Below are 16,841 nucleotides of genomic sequence, written 5' to 3'. Positions count from 1 at the left end.
CCCGGCGAGAGCCTCAGCCCGGCTTGGCCTCGCGATTAGGAAGCCGCGCTCTGCCCGATCTTGGCTCTGGCGCGCCGGTCCGTTCAGGCTGGAGGCGTGCTCTCCTCCGTCATCGGCGGCGCCCGGATCCCGGCGGGGCCGCGTAAATACCGCTCGACCGACCCGTCCCGCACGTCCGAGACCGTCGCGGAGGTGTCCCTCGCGGACGCCGGCGACCTCGTCCGCGCCTGCCGCGCCGCCCGCGACGCGCAGGACGCCTGGCGGGACGTGCCCGCGCCCGTCCGCGGGCAGCTGGTCGCCGCGGTCGGCCGGCTCGTCGAGGCCAACAAGGCGGCGCTCGCCCGCGTCGTGACCCGGGAGGTCGGCAAGCCGTACGCCGAGGCGCTCGGCGAGGTCCAGGAGATCGCCGACACGTGCGCGTTCTTCCTCGGCGAGGGGCGGCGGCTGTACGGGCAGACCGTCCCGTCCGAGATGCCCGACAAGCAGCTGTTCACGTTCCGGGACCCGGTCGGCGTCGTCACCGTCATCACGGCGGGGAACTTCCCGGTCGCGGTGCCGTCGTGGTACATCGTCCCGGCGCTGCTGTGCGGGAACGCGGTGGTGTGGAAGCCGGCGGAGTACGCGGCGGCCTGCGCCGAGGCGTTCTACACGCTGTTCGCGCACGCGGGCCTGCCGGACGGCGTCCTCAACGTCGTGTACGCCGACGGCGCGGAGACGTTCCGCGGCCTGGAGCGGGCGCTGGACGGCGGGCTCGTCGACAAGGTCGGCTTCACCGGCTCCACCGAGGTCGGGTCGCGGATCGGCGAGCTGTGCGGGCGCCACCTCCAGACGCCGTGCCTGGAGCTCGGCGGCAAGAACCCGATGGTCGTCGCGGAGGACGCCGACCTGCCGCTGGCCGTCGAGGGCGCCCTGTTCTCCGGGTTCGGCACGGCCGGGCAGCGCTGCACGTCCCTCGGGACCGCGATCGTCCACGAGTCGGTGCACGCGGAGTTCCTCCGGCTGCTGGACGAGGCGGCGCGGGCCGCGGTGGTCGGGGACCCGGCGGGCGACGTCCTGTACGGCCCGCTGATCGGCGAGCGGTTCGCGGACGGGTTCGAGAAGGTCCTCGGCTGGATCGGGCCGGGCCACACCGTGCACGGGTCGTCCGCCACCGGGCGGATCACCGGGGCCGCGCCGCGCGAGGGCTTCACGGGGGACGCCGCGGAGGGCCTGTACTACCACCCGGTGATCGTGGACGGCGTCGGCCCCGGCGACGAGCTGTTCATGAACGAGACGTTCGGCCCGATCATCGGCGTCGCCTCGTACCGCACGCTGGACGAGGCGATCGCGCTCGCCAACGCCCCCGGCTACGGCCTCTCCGCGTCCATCTACACGACCGACCCGGCGAAGGTGTTCGCGTTCCGGCGGCGGATCTCCGCCGGGATGGTCAGCGTCAACAACTCCACCTCCGGCGCGGAGGCGCACCTGCCGTTCGGCGGGAACGGGCGGTCGGGCAACGGCAGCCGCCAGTCCGGCGTGTGGGTGCTGGACCAGTTCACCCGCTGGCAGTCGATGAACTGGGACACCTCCGGACGGCTGCAGAAGGCCCAGATGGACGTGCTGGAGATCTCCCCCGACCTCGGCTTCCGGCTGTAGGAGGGCATGTGGAGAGCACGGCCGAGGTCGTCGTCATCGGCGGCGGCGTGATGGGGACGAGCATCGCCTTCCACCTCGCCGAGGCGGGCGTGCGGGACGTGGTCCTCCTTGAGCGGGACGCGCTGGGGTCGGGCTCGACGTGCAAGGCGGCGGGCGGCGTCCGCGCCCAGTTCTCCGACGAGGTCAACATCCGGCTCGGCGCCCGCAGCCTGGAGGCGTTCGGCCGGTTCCGCGACCGCCCCGGGCAGGAGATCGACCTGCACCGGGTCGGCTACCTCTTCCTGCTGTCGCGGCCGGAGGACGTCGCGTCGTTCGAGCGGAGCGTGGCCCTGCAGAACGCGCTCGGCGTCCCCAGCCGGATGATCCCGGCCGCAGAGGCGCGGCGGCTCTCCCCCATGATCAGCGCGGACGGGCTGCTGGCCGCCGCGTTCTCCCCCGACGACGGACACTGCACGCCCGAGTCGGTGGTCCTCGGGTACGCGGCCGGCGCGCGGCGGCACGGCGCGGCGATCCGCACGCACTGCGAGGTCACCGGGATCGAGACCGACGGCGGCGAGGTGCGGGCCGTCCGGACGTCCCGGGGCCGCGTCGAGACGCCCGCCGTGATCTGCGCGGCCGGGGCCTGGTCGGCGGCGGTCGGCCGGATGGCGGGCGTCGAGCTGCCGGTGGAGCCGCTGCGCCGCCAGATCGTCTTCACCGAGCCGATGCCCGGCCTGCCCCGCCCGGTGCCGATGACCATCGACTTCACCACGTCGTTCTACTTCCACGCCGAGGGCGAGGGGCTGATGCTCGGCATGTCCGACCCGGACGAGCGGCCCGGGTTCCTGCTGAACCGCTCGGACGCTTGGCTCCCCCGGCTCACCGAGGCGATCGGCGCCCGCGCGCCGCGGCTCCTCGACGTGGGGCTGACCGGCGGCTGGGCGGGCCTGTACGAGGTCACGCCCGACCACAACGCGCTCATCGGCGAGGAGGAGACGGTGTCCCGGTTCCTGTACGCGACGGGCTTCTCCGGTCACGGCTTCCTCCAGGGCCCGGCCGTCGGCGAGGTCGTCCGCGACCTGTACCTCGGCCGGGAGCCGTTCACCGACATCGCGCCCCTGCACGCCGCGCGCTTCGCCGGCGACCTCCTCCGCCCGGAGATCAACCGTGTCTGACGTGCTCACGCTGATGGACGAGTGGGGCCCCGAGCGGGTCGTGTGCGTCTCCGACACCCGGACCGGGATGCGGGGCGTCCTCGTCATCGACAACACCGCCCGCGGCATGGGCAAGGGCGGCATGCGGATGAGCCCGACGGTGACCGTCGCCGAGGTGGCGCGGCTCGCCCGCGTCATGACCTACAAGTGGGCCGGCGTCGACCTGTTCTTCGGCGGCGCGAAGGCCGGGATCGCGGCGGACCCGGCGTCGACGGACCGGGAGGCGATCCTGCGGTCGTTCGTCCGGGCGCTGGCGCAGGAGATCCCGCGCCGGTACGTGGCGGGCCTCGACATGGGGCTGTCGGAGCGGGACGCGGCGATCGTCCAGGACGAGCTGGACGACCGCGGCGCGGCGGTCGGCACCCCGCACGCGCTCGGCGGGATGCCCTACGACGAGCTGGGCGTGACCGGCTTCGGCGTCGCGGAGGCCGCCGACGCCGCCGCCCGGCACGCCGGCACGTCCCTGCGGGGCGCGCGGGTGGTGGTGCAGGGGTTCGGGGCGGTCGGGCACGCGGCGGCGCGGCGGCTGGACGAGCTGGGCGCGGCGGTGGTGGCGGTCTCGACCGTCCACGGGGCCCTGTACGACCCGGACGGCCTGGACGTCGGCAAGCTGCTCGGCCTGCGCGCCGAGGCGGGCGACGCCGCCGTGCAGGAGTACGGCGGCCGGCTCCTGGACGTGGGCGCGGAACTGACCGTCCCGGCGGACGTCCTCGTGCCCGCCGCGCTGCAGGACGTCGTCGACGAGCGCGTGGCCGCGGACGTCCAGGCGAGAATCGTCGTGGAGGGCGCGAACCTGCCGACCGGCCCGGAGGCGCAGCGGGTCCTCGCCGAGCGGGGCGTGACGGTCGTCCCGGACTTCGTCGCCAACGCGGGCGGCGTCGTCGCGGCGGGCTTCGCGATGGACGCCCGCCACTCGGCGTTCCGCCCCGATCCGGACGCGGTGTTCACGGCGGTCTCGGCGAAGATGCGGGAGAACACCGTGACGGTGCTCGACGCCGCCCGCGCGCAGCGCACGACCACGCACCGGGCGGCGGTCGCGCTGGCGCAGGAGCGCGTCCGCGCCGCGATGGAGCTCAAGGGCCGGTGGCGCCGCTGATCTCCGCCTCGACGCTGCGGGCGACCTCGGTGAGGCCGCGCATGGCGTCCTTGACGAGCGGGTTGGTGTTGGTGGTGCGGCGCAGCACGGTGACGTGCCGCTGCGGGCTGCGGCGGCTGAGCCTGAGCATCTTCAGGCCCGGCGACGGGACGCAGCCGAGCGCCGGGACGAGCGCGATCCCGAGACCGCAGGCGACGAGCCCGCACACCACGGCGTAGTCGTTGCTGCGGAACGCGATGTTGGGGGTGAACCCGGCGGTGCTGCACAGCCGCAGCAGCGCCTGCGCGCCGGAGCTCTCCGGGCGGCTCGCGATCCACGTCTCCGTCCGCAGGTCCCGCAGCCGGACGGTGCGGCCCCCGGCGAGCGGATGCTCCCGCGGGACGCACAGCACCAGGTTCTCGTCCATCACCGGCGTCTCCACGATCTGGTCGGGCCAGGTGCGCGGGAACAGGTCGTACCGGTAGACGAGCTGGAGGTCGAGGTCGCCGTCGAGCAGCTCGGGCAGCAGCTCGTCCGGCTCGCCCTCCGACAGCGTGATCTCGATGCCGGGCCGGACCCGGGACAGCTCCGCCAGCACCCGCGGCAGGATGCGGGCGCTGGCGGTCGGGAAACTGCCGAGCTGGAGCGCGCCGCGCTCGCCGCTGGCGACCGTGCGCAGCTCGCGCTCCAGCGTGTCGAGGGCCGACAGCACGTCGTTGCCCTTGCTGACCATCAGGAACGCGGCGCTGGTCGGCCGCACGCTGCGGGCCCGGCGCTCGAAGAGCACCAGGCCGCAGGCGCGCTCCAGGGCGGCGATCTGCTGCGAGACGGCGGACGCGGTGTACCCGAGGTTGCGGGCGGCGTCCGCGAACGACCCGGTGCGGACGACCTCGCGCACCGTCTGGATGTGCAGGGGACTGATCATGAGAATAGATGCGCACCCCGTTCATCTCTGAACGTGACCGTCTCCCCCGCGGACGTCCTCCCTCTCGCTCAATACTCACCCGTGCCGCGGCCGTTTCGCCACCAGCGTCAGCACGTCGTACTTGGCGACGGACGCCCCTTCCTGGTTCGTGACGTCGGTGTCCCAGCGGACCTCGCCGTAGTCGGCGCCCTCGCGCGGCGAGATCTGCTTGGCGGTCAGCGTGACGGTCAGCTCATCGCCCGGCTTGACCGGCGTGAGGAACCGCAGGTTCTCCAGCCCGTAGTTGGCGAGGACGGGCCCGGGGGCGGGCTCCACGAACAGCCCGGCCGCGAACGACACGACGAGGTAGCCGTGCGCGACGCGCCCGCCGAAGAACGGGTTGGCCTTCGCGGCCTCCTCGTCCATGTGGGCGTAGAAGGTGTCGCCGGTGAACTCGGCGAAGTGCTCCACGTCGCCGAGCGTGACCGTGCGGGGCCCGCCGACGGCGGTGTCGCCGACGCGCAGGTCCTCCAGGTGCTTGCGGAAAGGGTGCTCGTCGGTGACGGTCCGGTCGGTGCCGGGGACCCAGCGCCCGGTGATCGAGGTGAGCATCGCCGGGCCCGCCTGGACGGCGGTGCGCCGCATGTGGTGCACGACCCCGCGGATCCCGCCCATCTCCTCGCCGCCGCCGGCGCGGCCGGGGCCGCCGTGCACGAGCGGGGGCAGCGGCGACCCGTGCCCGGTCGACTCCTTGGCGTCCTCGGTGTTCAGCACCAGCAGCCGGCCGTGCCAGGGCGCGGTGCCGAGGACGACCCGGCGGGCGAACTCGGCGTCGCCGGTCACGATCGACCCGGCGAGGCTGCCGCGGCCCCGCACCGCCAGCTCGACCGCCTGCTCGGCGCCGTCGTACGGCAGCAGCGTGCTGACCGGCCCGAACGCCTCGACCTCGTGCGGCTCGGCGCGGCCGGGACCGTCGGCGCGCAGCAGGATCGGGGACATGAAGGCGCCGCGCTCGGCGTCCGCGCCCACGACCTCGACGCGCTCGGGGTCGCCGTACACGACGCGCCCGGCGTCCATGAGGGACTTGAGGGAGCGCCGCACCTCGTCGCGCTGGTCGAGGGTGGCGAGGGCGCCCATCCGCACGTCCGGGTCGGCCGGGTTCCCGACCGTGACCTTCCCCAGCCGCTCGCGGACCGCCTCGGTGACGTCGCCGATCAGCTCGGACGGGACGAGCGCGCGCCGGATCGCCGTGCACTTCTGGCCCGCCTTCACGGTCATCTCCGTGACGAGCTGCCGGACGTACAGGTCGAACTCCTTCGTGCCGGGCGCGGCGTCCGGCCCGAGGACGGAGCAGTTGAGCGAGTCGGCCTCGGCGTTGAACCGGACCGCGTTCGCCACGATCACCGGGTGGGTGCGCAGCAGCCGCGCCGTGGACGCCGACCCGGTGAACCCGACGATGTCCTGCTCGGTGAGGTGGTCGAGCAGGTCCCGCGGGTCGCCGCACACCATCTGCACCGAGCCCTCGGGCAGGATCCCGGACTCGACGATCAGCTCGACCAACCGGGCCGTCAGGTAGGCGGTCTGGCTCGCCGGCTTGATCAGGCTCGGCACCCCGGCGAGGAAGGCGGGGGCGAGCTTCTCCAGCGGCCCCCACACCGGGAAGTTGAAGGCGTTGATCTGCACCGCGACGCCGTGGGACGGCGCGCACAGGTGCTGCGCCACGAACGTGCCGCCCTTGCCGAGCGGCTCGACGTCCCCCTCGACCAGAACCCTGTCGTTCGGCAGCTCGCGCTTGCCCTTGCTCGCGTAGGCGAACAGGACGCCGATGCCGCCGTCCACGTCGAACTTCGAATCGTTCAGCGTGGCGCCCGTCCTGGCCGACAGGGCGTACAGCTCCTCGCGGTGCTCTCTCAGGTGGGAGGCGAGGGCCTTCAGCAGGGCCGCGCGCTGGTGGAACGTCAGCTCTCTCAGCACCGGGCCGCCGGCCGACCGCCCGTACTCCAGGGCGGCGCCCATGTCGATCCCCGCCGAGGAGACGCGGGCGACCTCCTCCCCGGTGACGGCGTCATGCAGCGGCGCCCCCTCGTCCTCCGGTGCACGCCATGAACCCGACACATAACTGCGCAGCACAACCACTGGGACCTCCTCGTCCATATCTCCAGACCATTCTTGCCACCTCCCGGCCTCGTTCACGCATCGCAGAGATGACAGCCGGGCCGGGGGCGCTTTGTGTACTCGTTGCCCTCAGCCGCGCGCCGCCGGGGGCGGCGCGACGTCCCAGGCGTCCTGGCGGACCTCCACGTGGGCGGAGCGGCGCAGGCCGTCCAGGAGGTCCCGCCATCCGTCCGGCCACTCGGCGGCCGGGCCCGCCTGCCGGACGAGGGCGACGGCGAGCAGGTGCGACGCGACATCGTCGCGTCCGGCGAGGAGCCGGGCCGCGGGCAGCAGCCGCGCGGTCCCGCCCTCCCTGCGGACGCCGTGGCCGCCGAGCGCGTAGAACAGGCGCCGGTCGGCGATCCTCGCGGTCAGGGCCGGACGGTCGCGGAGGAGGTCCGCCACGGCGACGAGCACGTCCGCGATCCGCTCGGCGCCGGCCCCGTCCCCCGCGAGCCGGGCGGAATCCAGCGCGGCGTCGACGGCCTGGGCGATGTACAGCGGATGCTCCGCGAGCATCCGCACCAGGCGCCGGGCCAGCAGCGCGTGCCGGTGCCCGGCCGGCAGATTGCTGATCGTCTGCGCGATGGACTCCGCCCGCGACCGTGCCCGGCCGTCCGTCCCGGCGGCGAGGAGGGAGCCGAGCACGTCCAGGGCCTCCTCGCCCACCGAACCCGCTCTCACCAGGGCGTTCAGGACGGAGAGCTCCGCGTCTCCGGCCGGGTCGGCGGGATCGGCGACGGCGGTGAAGACCGTGTCGAAGCCGCCGGCGTACCACTGGGCCCACACGGCGAACGCCTTCGACGCCCGGAACCGCACGCCGGGGCCGTCCGCCGCTGTGCCGAGGCGCCGGACCAGGGCGGCGAAGGCGGGCCGATGCGCGGGCGCGTACTCCGAGGGCGCGGCCTGGAAGAGCGCGCGCAGCATCGGCTCCGACGCGTACGGGCCTGCGGCGTCGCCGAGCGCGGCCAGCGCACGCGGATCCTCGGGCATGTGGCGCAGGGCGGTCGCGACGGCGATCCGCACGTCCCGGTGCAGGCCGGGGTCGTTCCAGGCCTGGAGCAGGGCGTCCGCGGCGCCCGGCGGCCGCAGCCTCTCCAGGAGCCGGGCGGCCTGCTTGCGCGCGGTCACCTTGCCGACCGGGCCGGTCAGCGCCTCGGCGACGACCGGCCCGAGGAGCGAGGGCCGGACCGAGGCGCAGCACTGTCCCAGGGCGGCGGTCGCCACCGGCGAGCGGTCTCCCCTGGCGTGCCGCACGAGCACCGGCAGGGCGTCGGCGGGCCGGTCGGCGGCCGCCATCGCCGCCAGGGCGGCCTCGGCGAGGACGGTGTCGTCCCTCCGGTCGGCCAGGGCGACGAGAGCCGGGAGGCCGCCCGGCAGCAGGCCGAGGGACGCCACCGCCTCGGCCCTGACGCCGGCCGGGAGCCGCTCGTCCCCCGCGGCCGAGGCGAGCGCCGCGCGCACCCGCTCGACCTGGGCCGGTGTCCAGCGGCCCGCGTCCTGCCTTTCGACCCGCGGCGCCCATTCCGCCGTCTCGAACCGTCCCGTGCGGTCGCCGTCGAGGACGGGCATGAGCAGGTCGGTGCGGTGGCGGGCGACGGCTCGCCAGACGGCGGGGAGGACGACGGCGGACGCGTCGGCCGCGAGCAGCTCGACGGCCCGTCGCTCGCGGCGGGCGGGATCGGCCAGCCACAGGGCGGCGGCCCGGCGGGCGACGTCTCCGGGCGCGTCCAGGACCGCGGCGCGCAGGCCGTCCTGGACGTCCGGCAGCGCGAACGCCCGCCGGCCGAGCGCTCCCGCCAGCGCCACCGCCGCCGCATGGCCCCGCAGGTGGGGACGCAGCACGTCGGCCAGGTCACGCTCCCGCCCGCGCGGCAGCACGCGGTCGAGGCGGTGGCCGTCGAGCGCCTCCGCCCCGTACCTGGCGACGAGCCGCACGTAGACGTCGAGCGCCCAGCGGGTGAGCGCGGGCGACCCGGCGTGGGCCAGGACCCGGTCCGCGAGGCCGCGCAGCTCCCGCCGGGCCGACGGCGAGGAGTCGCGCGCGTCGACGACGGCGGCGGCGAGGTCGGCGAAGGGCCCGGCGAGCGGGTCGTCCAGGAGCCCGGCCGGCACGGAGGCCAGGGCCGCGAGCAGGTGCTCGCGGTTCGGGTCGCGCTCGTTCCGCGTCCGCCGCACCAGCTCGGCGACGAGGTCGTGCAGGAGGGCGGGGTCACCGGTGCGGACGGTCAGATCGACGAGCAGGCCGCGCGCGAGACCGCGCCGCCTCGGGTCTCCCTCGAACGCCGCCTCCCGGACGGGTCCCACCGCCTCCGCGTAGGGGAGGTGGGCCGTGAGCTTCAGCGGGATCTCCGGATCGTCCAGCCTCGACCGCGCGGAGTGCCACACCGAGCCGTGCCATTCGAGCATCCGGAGCGCCTCACCGGCCGCCCGCTCCGGCGGCAGGAGGGCCAGCAGAGGGAGGGCTCTCAGCCCTCTGTACTGATCGGCGTGGCGTTCCTTCGCGGCGTCGTACACCTCGGCCCTGCGGCGCGGCGGTACGTGCTGGAGCAGATCCCGCAACCGGTGCGGGTCGCCCAAGAGGAACTCGCCGAGATCCTCCGGCGGGAGGCCGCCGACGTTCTCGAAGTACGCGCGCGGAAGGCGGCCCCGGCGCCCGGTGCGGCGCACCACCCGGGCGGTCCGGACCACGTCCACCCGGAACAGGGACGTGACGAGCGCCTGCGGGAGCTGCCGCACGGCCCACGGGGACGGGTTGCTTTCCAGCAGCTCCAGCAGTCCGGCCGGGTCCTGGCGGCCCAGCGCCTGGAGTCCCGCCTTGCACCGGCGCCAGAACGACCACTCCGGGACCCGGTCGCGGGCACGGGCCAGGAACGGGCCGGGGTGGCGGTCGGCGAGGGCCCGCCAGGCGGTGACCGCGTGCTCCAGCTCGGGGAGGAGCCGCGCGACCGTCCCGCCGGTGCACGCGGGCAGCAGCGCCGCGGCCTCCCGGTCGCCCCAGCGGGCGCGGACGCCCGGTAGGAGCCGGTCGGCGAGCGCCGCGCGGTGGGAGTGGCGGAGCGTCCGGTAGAACGCGCGGCGCAGGTCGGCCGGCGCGTCGTCCAGCACCGCCGCGGCGGCGCCGTCGGAGACGGGCAGCGTGCGGACGGCCCGCAGCGCCGCGCGCCTCAGCGCCATGTCGGGCCCGGCGAGGACGCCCTCGACGTACGGGAGATCGCGCGCCGCCATGGCCATGTGCAGGGCCGTGCGGCGCTCGTGGCGGCCGCCCGCGGACAGGGCGGCGAGGAGGTCGCGGAGTTCGGGCGTCCCGGCGAGGCGCCGGGCGCGAAGGGCCAGCTCCCGCGTGCGAAGCGGGCAGGGCAGGGATTCGAGGGCCGGTTCCAGGACCGGCTCGGCGGGGCTCAACGGCCCGGGCGGAGACCGCCCTTCCTGGAGATCATGGGGTCGATCATGACGGACGCGGGCCGCGTCCGGCAAGCGCCCGTTGCTGAAATACTCGTGACCATGACCTATGTGGCGAACACGGACAGATACGAGCGGACTCCCTACCGGCGGTGCGGGCGCAGCGGGCTGCTGCTGCCGGCCATCTCGCTCGGCCTGTGGCACAACTTCGGCGACGACCGGCCCCTGGACGTCCAGCGGGCCATCCTGCGCCGCGCGTTCGACCTCGGCGTCACGCACTTCGACCTGGCCAACAACTACGGCCCGCCGTACGGATCCGCGGAGATGAACTTCGGCCGGATCCTGCGGGAGGATCTCGCCCCGTACCGGGACGAGATCATCATCTCGACGAAGGCCGGGTACGACATGTGGCCCGGCCCGTACGGCGAGTGGGGGTCGCGCAAGTACCTGCTCTCCAGCCTCGACCAGTCGCTGAGCCGCATGGGCGTCGACTACGTCGACATCTTCTACAGCCACCGGTTCGACCCGGAGACGCCCCTGGAGGAGACGATGGGCGCGCTGGACCGGGCCGTCCGGTCCGGGAAGGCGCTGTACGCGGGCATCTCGTCCTATTCGCCCGAGCGCACCGCGGAGGCCGCCGCGATCCTGCGCGACATGGGCACGCCGCTGCTGATCCACCAGCCGTCCTACTCGATGCTCAACCGCTGGATCGAGGGCGGGCTGCTCGACACGCTCGAGCGGGAGGGGGTCGGCTGCATCGCGTTCTCGCCGCTGGCGCAGGGGATGCTGTCCGACAGGTATCTCGACGGCATCCCGGAGGGGTCCCGGGCCAGCAAGGGCACCTCGTTCTCGTCCAGCCTGCTCACCGAGGAGAACCTGCGGCACGTCCGGACGCTGAACGAGATCGCCAAGGGGCGCGGGCAGTCGCTCGCCCAGATGGCGCTGTCCTGGTCGCTGCGGGACGGGCGGGTCACCTCCGCGCTGATCGGCGCGAGCAGCGTCGCGCAGCTGGAGGAGAACCTCGCGGCCCTCGACCGGCTCGACTTCACCGCGGACGAGCTCGCCGCGATCGACCGGGACGCGGTCGAGGCGGGCATCAACATCTGGGCGGCCTCCAGCGCCGGATGACCGCTCCGGCGTGCATCGACCCGGCGTGACGGGGCACGACCAGCACATGGAGCACCGCGACGACGGACCGCGCGACGGCGGGCCGCGGGGCGACGAGCCGCTGCACGCCCGCAGCCCGCTGCGGCTGCGGGCGGTCCTGTCCGCGGTGGCGCTGGTGGCCGCGGTCGCCGCCGCGATGGTGTTCGCCGTCGGCGCGCAGGACGACGGCACGTGGGCGGCGGCGGGCATCTGCGCCGCGGTCGCCGTGATCGCCGCGATCGACCTCGTCGTGATCGCCCGGCGCGCCCGGCACTGACCCGCCCCGCCGCCGGCGGCGGGGCTCAGTGTCGCTGCTCAATGTCGCTGCTCAGTGGCGGTGCTCAGGTGCGGCGGCCTCGGGGTTGGCGAGCAGCCAGCCGATCCGGTCGCGGCTCTCGTCGTCGGTCGGGGTGTAGACGACGAGCCGCGCCCCCGGGGACGCGGTGATGTCCATGCTCGTGGTGCGCGTGCGGATCTCCCCCACCGCCCGGTGCCGGAAGACCTTGACGGCCCCGCCGGGCAGCGCGACGTCCTGGGACGCCCACAGCCGCGCGAACTCGGGGCTCACCGCCTGCAGCCGGCGGACCAGCTCCTTCCAGCCCGGCTCGTCCAGATGCCTGCTGTAGCGGTGCCGGAAGACCGCGACGAGGCCGGGCGCCGTCTCCTCGAGGTTCACGACGGGGTTGCAGCACGGCGGGAGCGTGAACGCCATCCACATCGAGTTGCGCTCGCACGGCCCGGCCGTCGCCACGTGCGGGACCATCGCCGCGTAAGCGGAGTTCCAGGCGAGGACGTCGCAGCGGCCGTTGGACACCGTCGCGGGCATCGGCAGGAGCCCGTCCAGGATCGCCTGCATGTCCATGGGCAGGGTCGGCGCGCCCTCGTCGACCGCAGCGTCGGGGACGTCGGCCAGCCGGTACAGGTGCTCGCGCTCGGCGCCGTCCAGCCGCAGGGTGCGGGCCACCGCGTCGAGCACCTGCGTGCTGGCGTTGATCGGACGGCCCTGCTCCAGCCACGTGTACCAGGTGACGCCGACCCCGGCGAGCTGCGCCACCTCCTCGCGGCGCAGGCCGGGCGTGCGGCGCCGCGGGCCCGGCGGCATCCCCACGTCCTCGGGGGTGATCCGCTCGCGCCTGCTGCGCAGGAACGCGGCGAGCTCGGTGCGGCGGCGCGGTCCGGCCCCGCCGCGGGGGCGCCGTGCGGTGGTCGTGCCGTCGAGGGTCGTCGTGTTCACTCCCCCAGCCTCCCTTTGGACGGCCCTGTCATCCAGGTGCTGTCAGTACCAGTATCGGCAGGCTCTCGTTACCGGTACCGGTCCGCCCGCACGCTCGTACACATGACACAGACAACCGACCTGCGGGGAGTTGTTCCCGGCCGGAGGCCGCGGGACGGGTCCGGCCGGCTCGCGCTCGCCGTGATCCTGCTCGGCCAGTTCATGGCCATCCTCGACGTGAACATCGTCAACGTCGCGCTCCCGACGATGCGCGCGGACCTGCACGCCTCCGGCTCGGGGCTGCAGCTCGTCGTGGCCGGCTACATCATCTCCTACGCCGTGCTGCTGATCACGGGGGCGCGGCTCGGCGACATCGCCGGCCACCGCCGGATGTTCCATCTCGGCCTCGCTGTGTTCGCGGCGGCGTCGCTGGCGTGCGGGCTGGCGCCGTCCACCGGTGCGCTGGTGGTGTTCCGGTTCCTGCAGGGCGCCGGCGCCGCGCTGCTGACGCCGCAGGTGATGTCGATGATCCAGCGGGGTTTCACCGGGGCCGCCCGGGCGCGGGCGCTCGGCCTCTACTCGGCGGTGATCGCCTGCGGCTCCGTCGTCGGGCAGGTCGCCGGGGGGCTGCTGGTCAGCGCGGACCTGTTCGGCACCGGCTGGCGGACGGTCTTCCTCGTCAACGTCCCGATCGGCGTCGCGCTGCTGCTCGCGGGGCCGCGCGTCCTGCCCCGCGACGAGACCGCGCCCCCCGCCGGGGCGCCGCGCACCAGGCCGGACGTCCCGGGCCTGCTCACCCTCGCTCCGGCGGTGCTGCTGTTCGTCACCCCGCTGATCATGGGTCACGAGCTGGGGTGGCCGCTGTGGGGCTGGGCCTCGCTGGCCGGGAGCGCCGCGTTCCTGGCCGCCTTCACCGTCGTGGAGCGCCGCGTCGCGGCCTCCGGCGGGCGGCCGCTGATATCGCCGCGGGTCCTGCGCGCCCCGCTGCTGGTCCCGGCCTGCGTCGCTGTCGTGTTCGCACCGGGCAGCTGGAGTTCGTTCCTGTTCACCACGACCCTGCACCTGCAGGGCGACCTGGCGCTGTCGCCGCTGGAGTCGGGGCTGGCGTTCGTCCCGTGCGTGACGGCGTTCGCGCTGGTCGGGCTGAACTGGCAGCGGCTGCCCGCGCGCTGGCACGGCCGGGCCGTCCCGGCCGGCTTCGCCGTAGCGGCGGCGGGCTACGTGTGGATCGGCCCCCTCTCCGGCGGCGGCGTGCCCTACGAGGCGCTCACCGTGGTCATCGGTGCCGGGCTCGGCGTGATGCCCGTCATCATGACGACGGCCCTGCGGCACGTCGCCCCCGAGGACGCCGCGGACGCCAGCGGCCTGCTGCTCACGCTGATACAGCTGGCCCAGGTGATCGGCATCGCCACCGCCGGGACGCTGTTCCTCGGCCTGGCGGAGTCGGGCGGCTCGACGGGGCACGCCGAGTACGGCACCGGCTGGGCGCTCGCGGGCGCGACGCTGGTGGGCGCGGTGTGCGCCCTTCCCCTCGCCCGCGGGCGGACGGCGGCGTGACCGTCAGGAGGGGGTGTGACCGTCAGGAGGGCGGGGCGGGGATCGGGTTCTCGGCCAGCGCCCTGGCGACCGCCACCAGGTTGGAGGCCATCGCCCGCCCGGTGCTGTGCGACCAGTCCCTGCCCTCCTCGCTCTCCAGGTAGCTCGGGCCGGGGCCCGGGCCGCGGTTCCAGTACGTCCACGCCTGGCCCGGGATCGTGTAGCCGAACTCGTTCAGCGCGCCGCTCAGGTTGTTGATCACGTGGTGCGCGCCGTCCTCGTTGCCCGTGACGATCACGCCCGCGACCCGGTCGAAGGTGACGGGGCGGCCGGCGTCGTCGGTCTCCGACAGCATCGCGTCCATGCGCTCGATGACGCGCTGGGCGATCGAGGAGGGCTGGCCCGCCCACGTCGGCGACGCGAGGATGAGGATCTCCGACTCCAGCAGCGACCGGTGCACGGCGGGCCAGGGATCGCCGTCGCCGAGGTCGGTCTCCACGCCCGGCGGGATGTCGAGGTCCACGGCCCGGATGCCCTCCACCTCGACGCCCCGGTCCCGCAGCGCCTGCTCCACCACCGCGGCGAGGGCCTCGGTGTTGGACGTCTCGGGCGAGCGTTTCAGGGTGCAGTTGATCACTACGGCGCGCATCGGCGCCTCCCTCCGGTTCCGGCGAGCCTGTCCACGGCGGATACCCGGGGCGGCCGCGGCAAACGTCAGTACCCGCTCAGCCGGGCGCGGGCGGCCTCCACCGCCGGCGGGACGGGGCGGCGGGCGCCGGCGAGGGCGGGCAGCGCCCGCGCCGCGCCGGCCAGGGCGGCGCGGCCGTCCCGGCTGCCGAGGGCGGACGCGGCGGTGCGCGCGACCACCGGGAGCGGGCGCCGCAGCCACGCGGTCAGCAGCCGGTTGCGGGCCTGCCGCCGCCGGCGGGCGGCCGGGTCGCGGCCCAGCGCGGACGGATGGTGGTGGACGACCAGCTCCGGGACGTAGGCGAGCCCCCACCCGGCGGCGGCCAGGTCGAGCGCGAGCAGCTCCTCCTCGCCGCCGAAGTGCAGGACGTCGGAGAAGCCGCCGGCGTCGAGGAAGGCGTCCCGGCGGACGACGACGGAGCAGGCGAGGAAGCCCAGGACGGCCGGTCCGGGGAGCCCGTCCGGGCGGCCGAGGGGCGCGCGGGCCATCTCCTCGGACACCGGCTCCGGCCGCTCCTCCTCGCCGACGAGCACCCGCGCGGCGAGCAGCGCCGTCCGGGGATGGGCGTCGAGGATCTCCACGGCCCGCTCCAGTGCGCCGGGCGCCCACCAGGAGTCGTCGTCGGCGAACGCGACGTAGCGGGTGGAGGCGCGCTGGGCCCCCGCGTTGCGGGCGGCGGCGCCCCGGTTGCGCGGCAGCCGGAGGACGGTGGCCCCGGCCGCCTCGGCCACGGCCGGGGTGCCGTCGGTGGAGGCGTTGTCGGCCACGATCACCGGGGCCGTGTGGCGGCGGAGGCTGCGGCGCAGCTCCCCGGCGCGGTCGCGGGTCGCGACCACGACGGTCACATCGGCGTCATTCGCGTCGGGCACGGCCGGTCTCCTAGCTGACGTAGCGGCGGGCGGTGGATTCTCGCTGGGACGTCTCCAGGCTGCGGAGCCGGGCCTCGACGTCGCGCGGCAGCGTCCTGCGCTCGCGGGCCACCCAGGCGAACCCGGCGGCGGCCTCGGCGAGGGCCGCGGCCGTGACGCGGTCGCGCGGCAGGGTGCGCAGCAGGCCGACCGTGCGGCGCGCGGCGGTGGGCAGCGGGCGGCGCAGCCAGGTGAACCAGAGCGTGTTGCGGATGCCGTGGCGGCGCCGGAGATGGGGTTCGCGGAGCCGGGACGGCTCGTGGTGGACGACGACGTCCTCGGCGAAGCACAGGTGCCATCCGAGCGCCATCAGGTCCGCGCTGAGCAGTTCCTCCTCTCCGCCCAGCCATAGCCGGGCCGAGAACCCGCCAGCCGCGCGGAACGCGTCCGTCCTGACCATGGACGCGCCGGCGAGGAACGACCCGAGCGCGGGGCCCGGCAGCCACGGCGGCCCGGGGACGGGCGAGTGCCGCAGCTCGGGCACGATCGGGTCCTCGCGCCCGCCGGGCTCCACCAGGATCCGCCCGGTGACCACGGCGAGCCGCGGGTGCGCGTCCAGCAGGCGGGCGGCGCGGGAGGGCGCCTCCGGTTCCCACCAGGTGTCGTCGTCCCAGAACGCCATGTACGGGGTGCGGACGTGGTCGGCGGCGAGGTTGCGGGCGACGGCGCCGAGGTTGCGCGGCGACCGGACCAGCGTCGCCTCCGGGAACTCCGCGGCGACGGCCCCGGCGGTCCCGTCCCGCGAGGCGTTGTCCACCACGACGACCGGCGCCCGCTCCCCGATCTCCCGCGCGCGGGAGAGGACGGCGCGCAGGGACCGGCGGCGGTCCCGGGTGATCACAACGATGGTGAAGCGCATGGATCCGCGAGTACCCGCCGAATTCCGGTCTATGTGTGCAAATACCGCATGACCTGCTAGTTCGGCTAACTGCGACTTTTCTGACTTCGGAGTTTAGGTCCACGGTTCCCGGCAATGTCGAATCACCT

At 75.0% G+C, this 16,841-nt stretch carries 13 protein-coding genes; 6 read left to right on the top strand and 7 right to left on the bottom strand.

What is annotated here, in order from left to right:
• Positions 1 to 96: 96 nt before the first annotated feature.
• From BM339_RS19870 to BM339_RS19860, 3 genes are read left to right on the top strand one after another with little or no spacing between them, the layout of a single operon-like run.
• The gene (locus tag BM339_RS19870) at positions 97 to 1,635 is read left to right on the top strand and encodes an aldehyde dehydrogenase family protein (protein ID WP_075021792.1); all 1,539 of its coding nucleotides are present in this window, start codon (positions 97 to 99) and stop codon (positions 1,633 to 1,635) included.
• Between the two features lie 8 nt (positions 1,636 to 1,643).
• Entirely contained in the window at positions 1,644 to 2,789 is a 1,146-nt protein-coding gene (locus tag BM339_RS19865) for an NAD(P)/FAD-dependent oxidoreductase (protein ID WP_075021791.1), read from the top strand.
• A complete protein-coding gene (locus BM339_RS19860) occupies positions 2,782 to 3,924 on the top strand; it encodes a Glu/Leu/Phe/Val family dehydrogenase (RefSeq protein ID WP_021596805.1) in 1,143 nt (380 codons plus the stop codon). The genes BM339_RS19865 and BM339_RS19860 overlap by 8 nt, the downstream gene beginning before the upstream one ends.
• Here the strand turns inward: BM339_RS19860 and BM339_RS19855 are convergent.
• The 3 genes from BM339_RS19855 to BM339_RS19845 form a co-directional block, all read right to left on the bottom strand.
• Entirely contained in the window at positions 3,902 to 4,828 is a 927-nt protein-coding gene (locus BM339_RS19855; protein WP_021596806.1) for a LysR family transcriptional regulator, read from the bottom strand. The two genes, BM339_RS19860 and BM339_RS19855, sit on opposite strands and share 23 nt — an antisense overlap.
• Before the next feature lie 75 nt (positions 4,829 to 4,903).
• On the bottom strand, positions 4,904 to 6,943 hold the full coding sequence (gene paaZ, locus BM339_RS19850) for a phenylacetic acid degradation bifunctional protein PaaZ (RefSeq protein ID WP_143118504.1): 2,040 nt from the start codon (positions 6,941 to 6,943) through the stop codon (positions 4,904 to 4,906).
• Between the two features lie 108 nt (positions 6,944 to 7,051).
• Positions 7,052 to 10,366, bottom strand: coding sequence for a hypothetical protein (locus tag BM339_RS19845; RefSeq protein ID WP_075021789.1), 3,315 nt, complete (start codon positions 10,364 to 10,366; stop codon positions 7,052 to 7,054).
• 99 nt (positions 10,367 to 10,465) lie between these two features.
• Here BM339_RS19845 and mgrA point away from each other — a divergent pair, with 99 nt between their 5' ends.
• Together mgrA and BM339_RS19835 are read left to right on the top strand one after the other, a co-directional pair.
• A complete protein-coding gene (gene mgrA, locus BM339_RS19840) occupies positions 10,466 to 11,491 on the top strand; it encodes an L-glyceraldehyde 3-phosphate reductase (protein ID WP_075021852.1) in 1,026 nt (341 codons plus the stop codon).
• A gap of 25 nt (positions 11,492 to 11,516) precedes the next feature.
• Positions 11,517 to 11,786: a DUF6343 family protein gene (locus BM339_RS19835; protein WP_218163697.1), complete on the top strand. Its 270-nt coding sequence runs from the start codon at positions 11,517 to 11,519 to the stop codon at positions 11,784 to 11,786.
• Positions 11,787 to 11,837: 51 nt separating this feature from the next.
• Here BM339_RS19835 and BM339_RS19830 read toward each other — a convergent pair whose 3' ends face one another.
• Positions 11,838 to 12,743, bottom strand: a complete 906-nt coding sequence (locus tag BM339_RS19830) for a helix-turn-helix transcriptional regulator (protein WP_111831567.1) — start codon at positions 12,741 to 12,743, stop codon at positions 11,838 to 11,840.
• A 102-nt stretch (positions 12,744 to 12,845) separates the two neighbouring features.
• Between BM339_RS19830 and BM339_RS19825 the strand changes: the two genes are divergently transcribed.
• Positions 12,846 to 14,279 (top strand): MFS transporter, encoded by a 1,434-nt coding sequence (locus tag BM339_RS19825; protein WP_083597761.1) that lies wholly within the window; start codon positions 12,846 to 12,848, stop codon positions 14,277 to 14,279.
• A gap of 22 nt (positions 14,280 to 14,301) precedes the next feature.
• Here BM339_RS19825 and BM339_RS19820 read toward each other — a convergent pair whose 3' ends face one another.
• From BM339_RS19820 to BM339_RS19810, 3 genes are all read right to left on the bottom strand, one after another.
• Complete coding sequence (locus BM339_RS19820) at positions 14,302 to 14,907, bottom strand: flavodoxin family protein (RefSeq protein ID WP_075021788.1); 606 nt, start codon at positions 14,905 to 14,907, stop codon at positions 14,302 to 14,304.
• A 65-nt stretch (positions 14,908 to 14,972) separates the two neighbouring features.
• Positions 14,973 to 15,815 carry a glycosyltransferase family 2 protein gene (locus BM339_RS19815; RefSeq protein WP_075021787.1) on the bottom strand — a complete coding sequence of 281 codons (843 nt, stop codon included), beginning with the start codon at positions 15,813 to 15,815 and terminating at the stop codon, positions 14,973 to 14,975.
• Positions 15,816 to 15,825: 10 nt separating this feature from the next.
• The gene (locus tag BM339_RS19810) at positions 15,826 to 16,713 is read right to left on the bottom strand and encodes a glycosyltransferase family 2 protein (protein WP_075021786.1); all 888 of its coding nucleotides are present in this window, start codon (positions 16,711 to 16,713) and stop codon (positions 15,826 to 15,828) included.
• Between the last annotated feature and the right edge of the window lie 128 nt (positions 16,714 to 16,841).

Origin of the sequence: Actinomadura madurae, assembly GCF_900115095.1 — a bacterium.
GTDB lineage: Bacteria > Actinomycetota > Actinomycetes > Streptosporangiales > Streptosporangiaceae > Spirillospora > Spirillospora madurae.
The sequence above is the reverse complement of the archived record's forward strand: the minus strand, read 5'-3'. Positions and strand labels throughout refer to the sequence as shown.

Bases quoted from the DNA above. Each gene is read 5' to 3' on its own strand.
- BM339_RS19825 (WP_083597761.1), top strand. From the start codon at position 12,846: ATGACACAGACAACCGACCTGCGGGGAGTTGTTCCCGGCCGGAGGCCG.
- BM339_RS19855 (WP_021596806.1), bottom strand. From the start codon at position 4,828: ATGATCAGTCCCCTGCACATCCAGACGGTGCGCGAGGTCGTCCGCACC.
- BM339_RS19810 (WP_075021786.1), bottom strand. From the start codon at position 16,713: ATGCGCTTCACCATCGTTGTGATCACCCGGGACCGCCGCCGGTCCCTG.
- BM339_RS19820 (WP_075021788.1), bottom strand. From the start codon at position 14,907: ATGCGCGCCGTAGTGATCAACTGCACCCTGAAACGCTCGCCCGAGACG.
- mgrA (WP_075021852.1), top strand. From the start codon at position 10,466: ATGACCTATGTGGCGAACACGGACAGATACGAGCGGACTCCCTACCGG.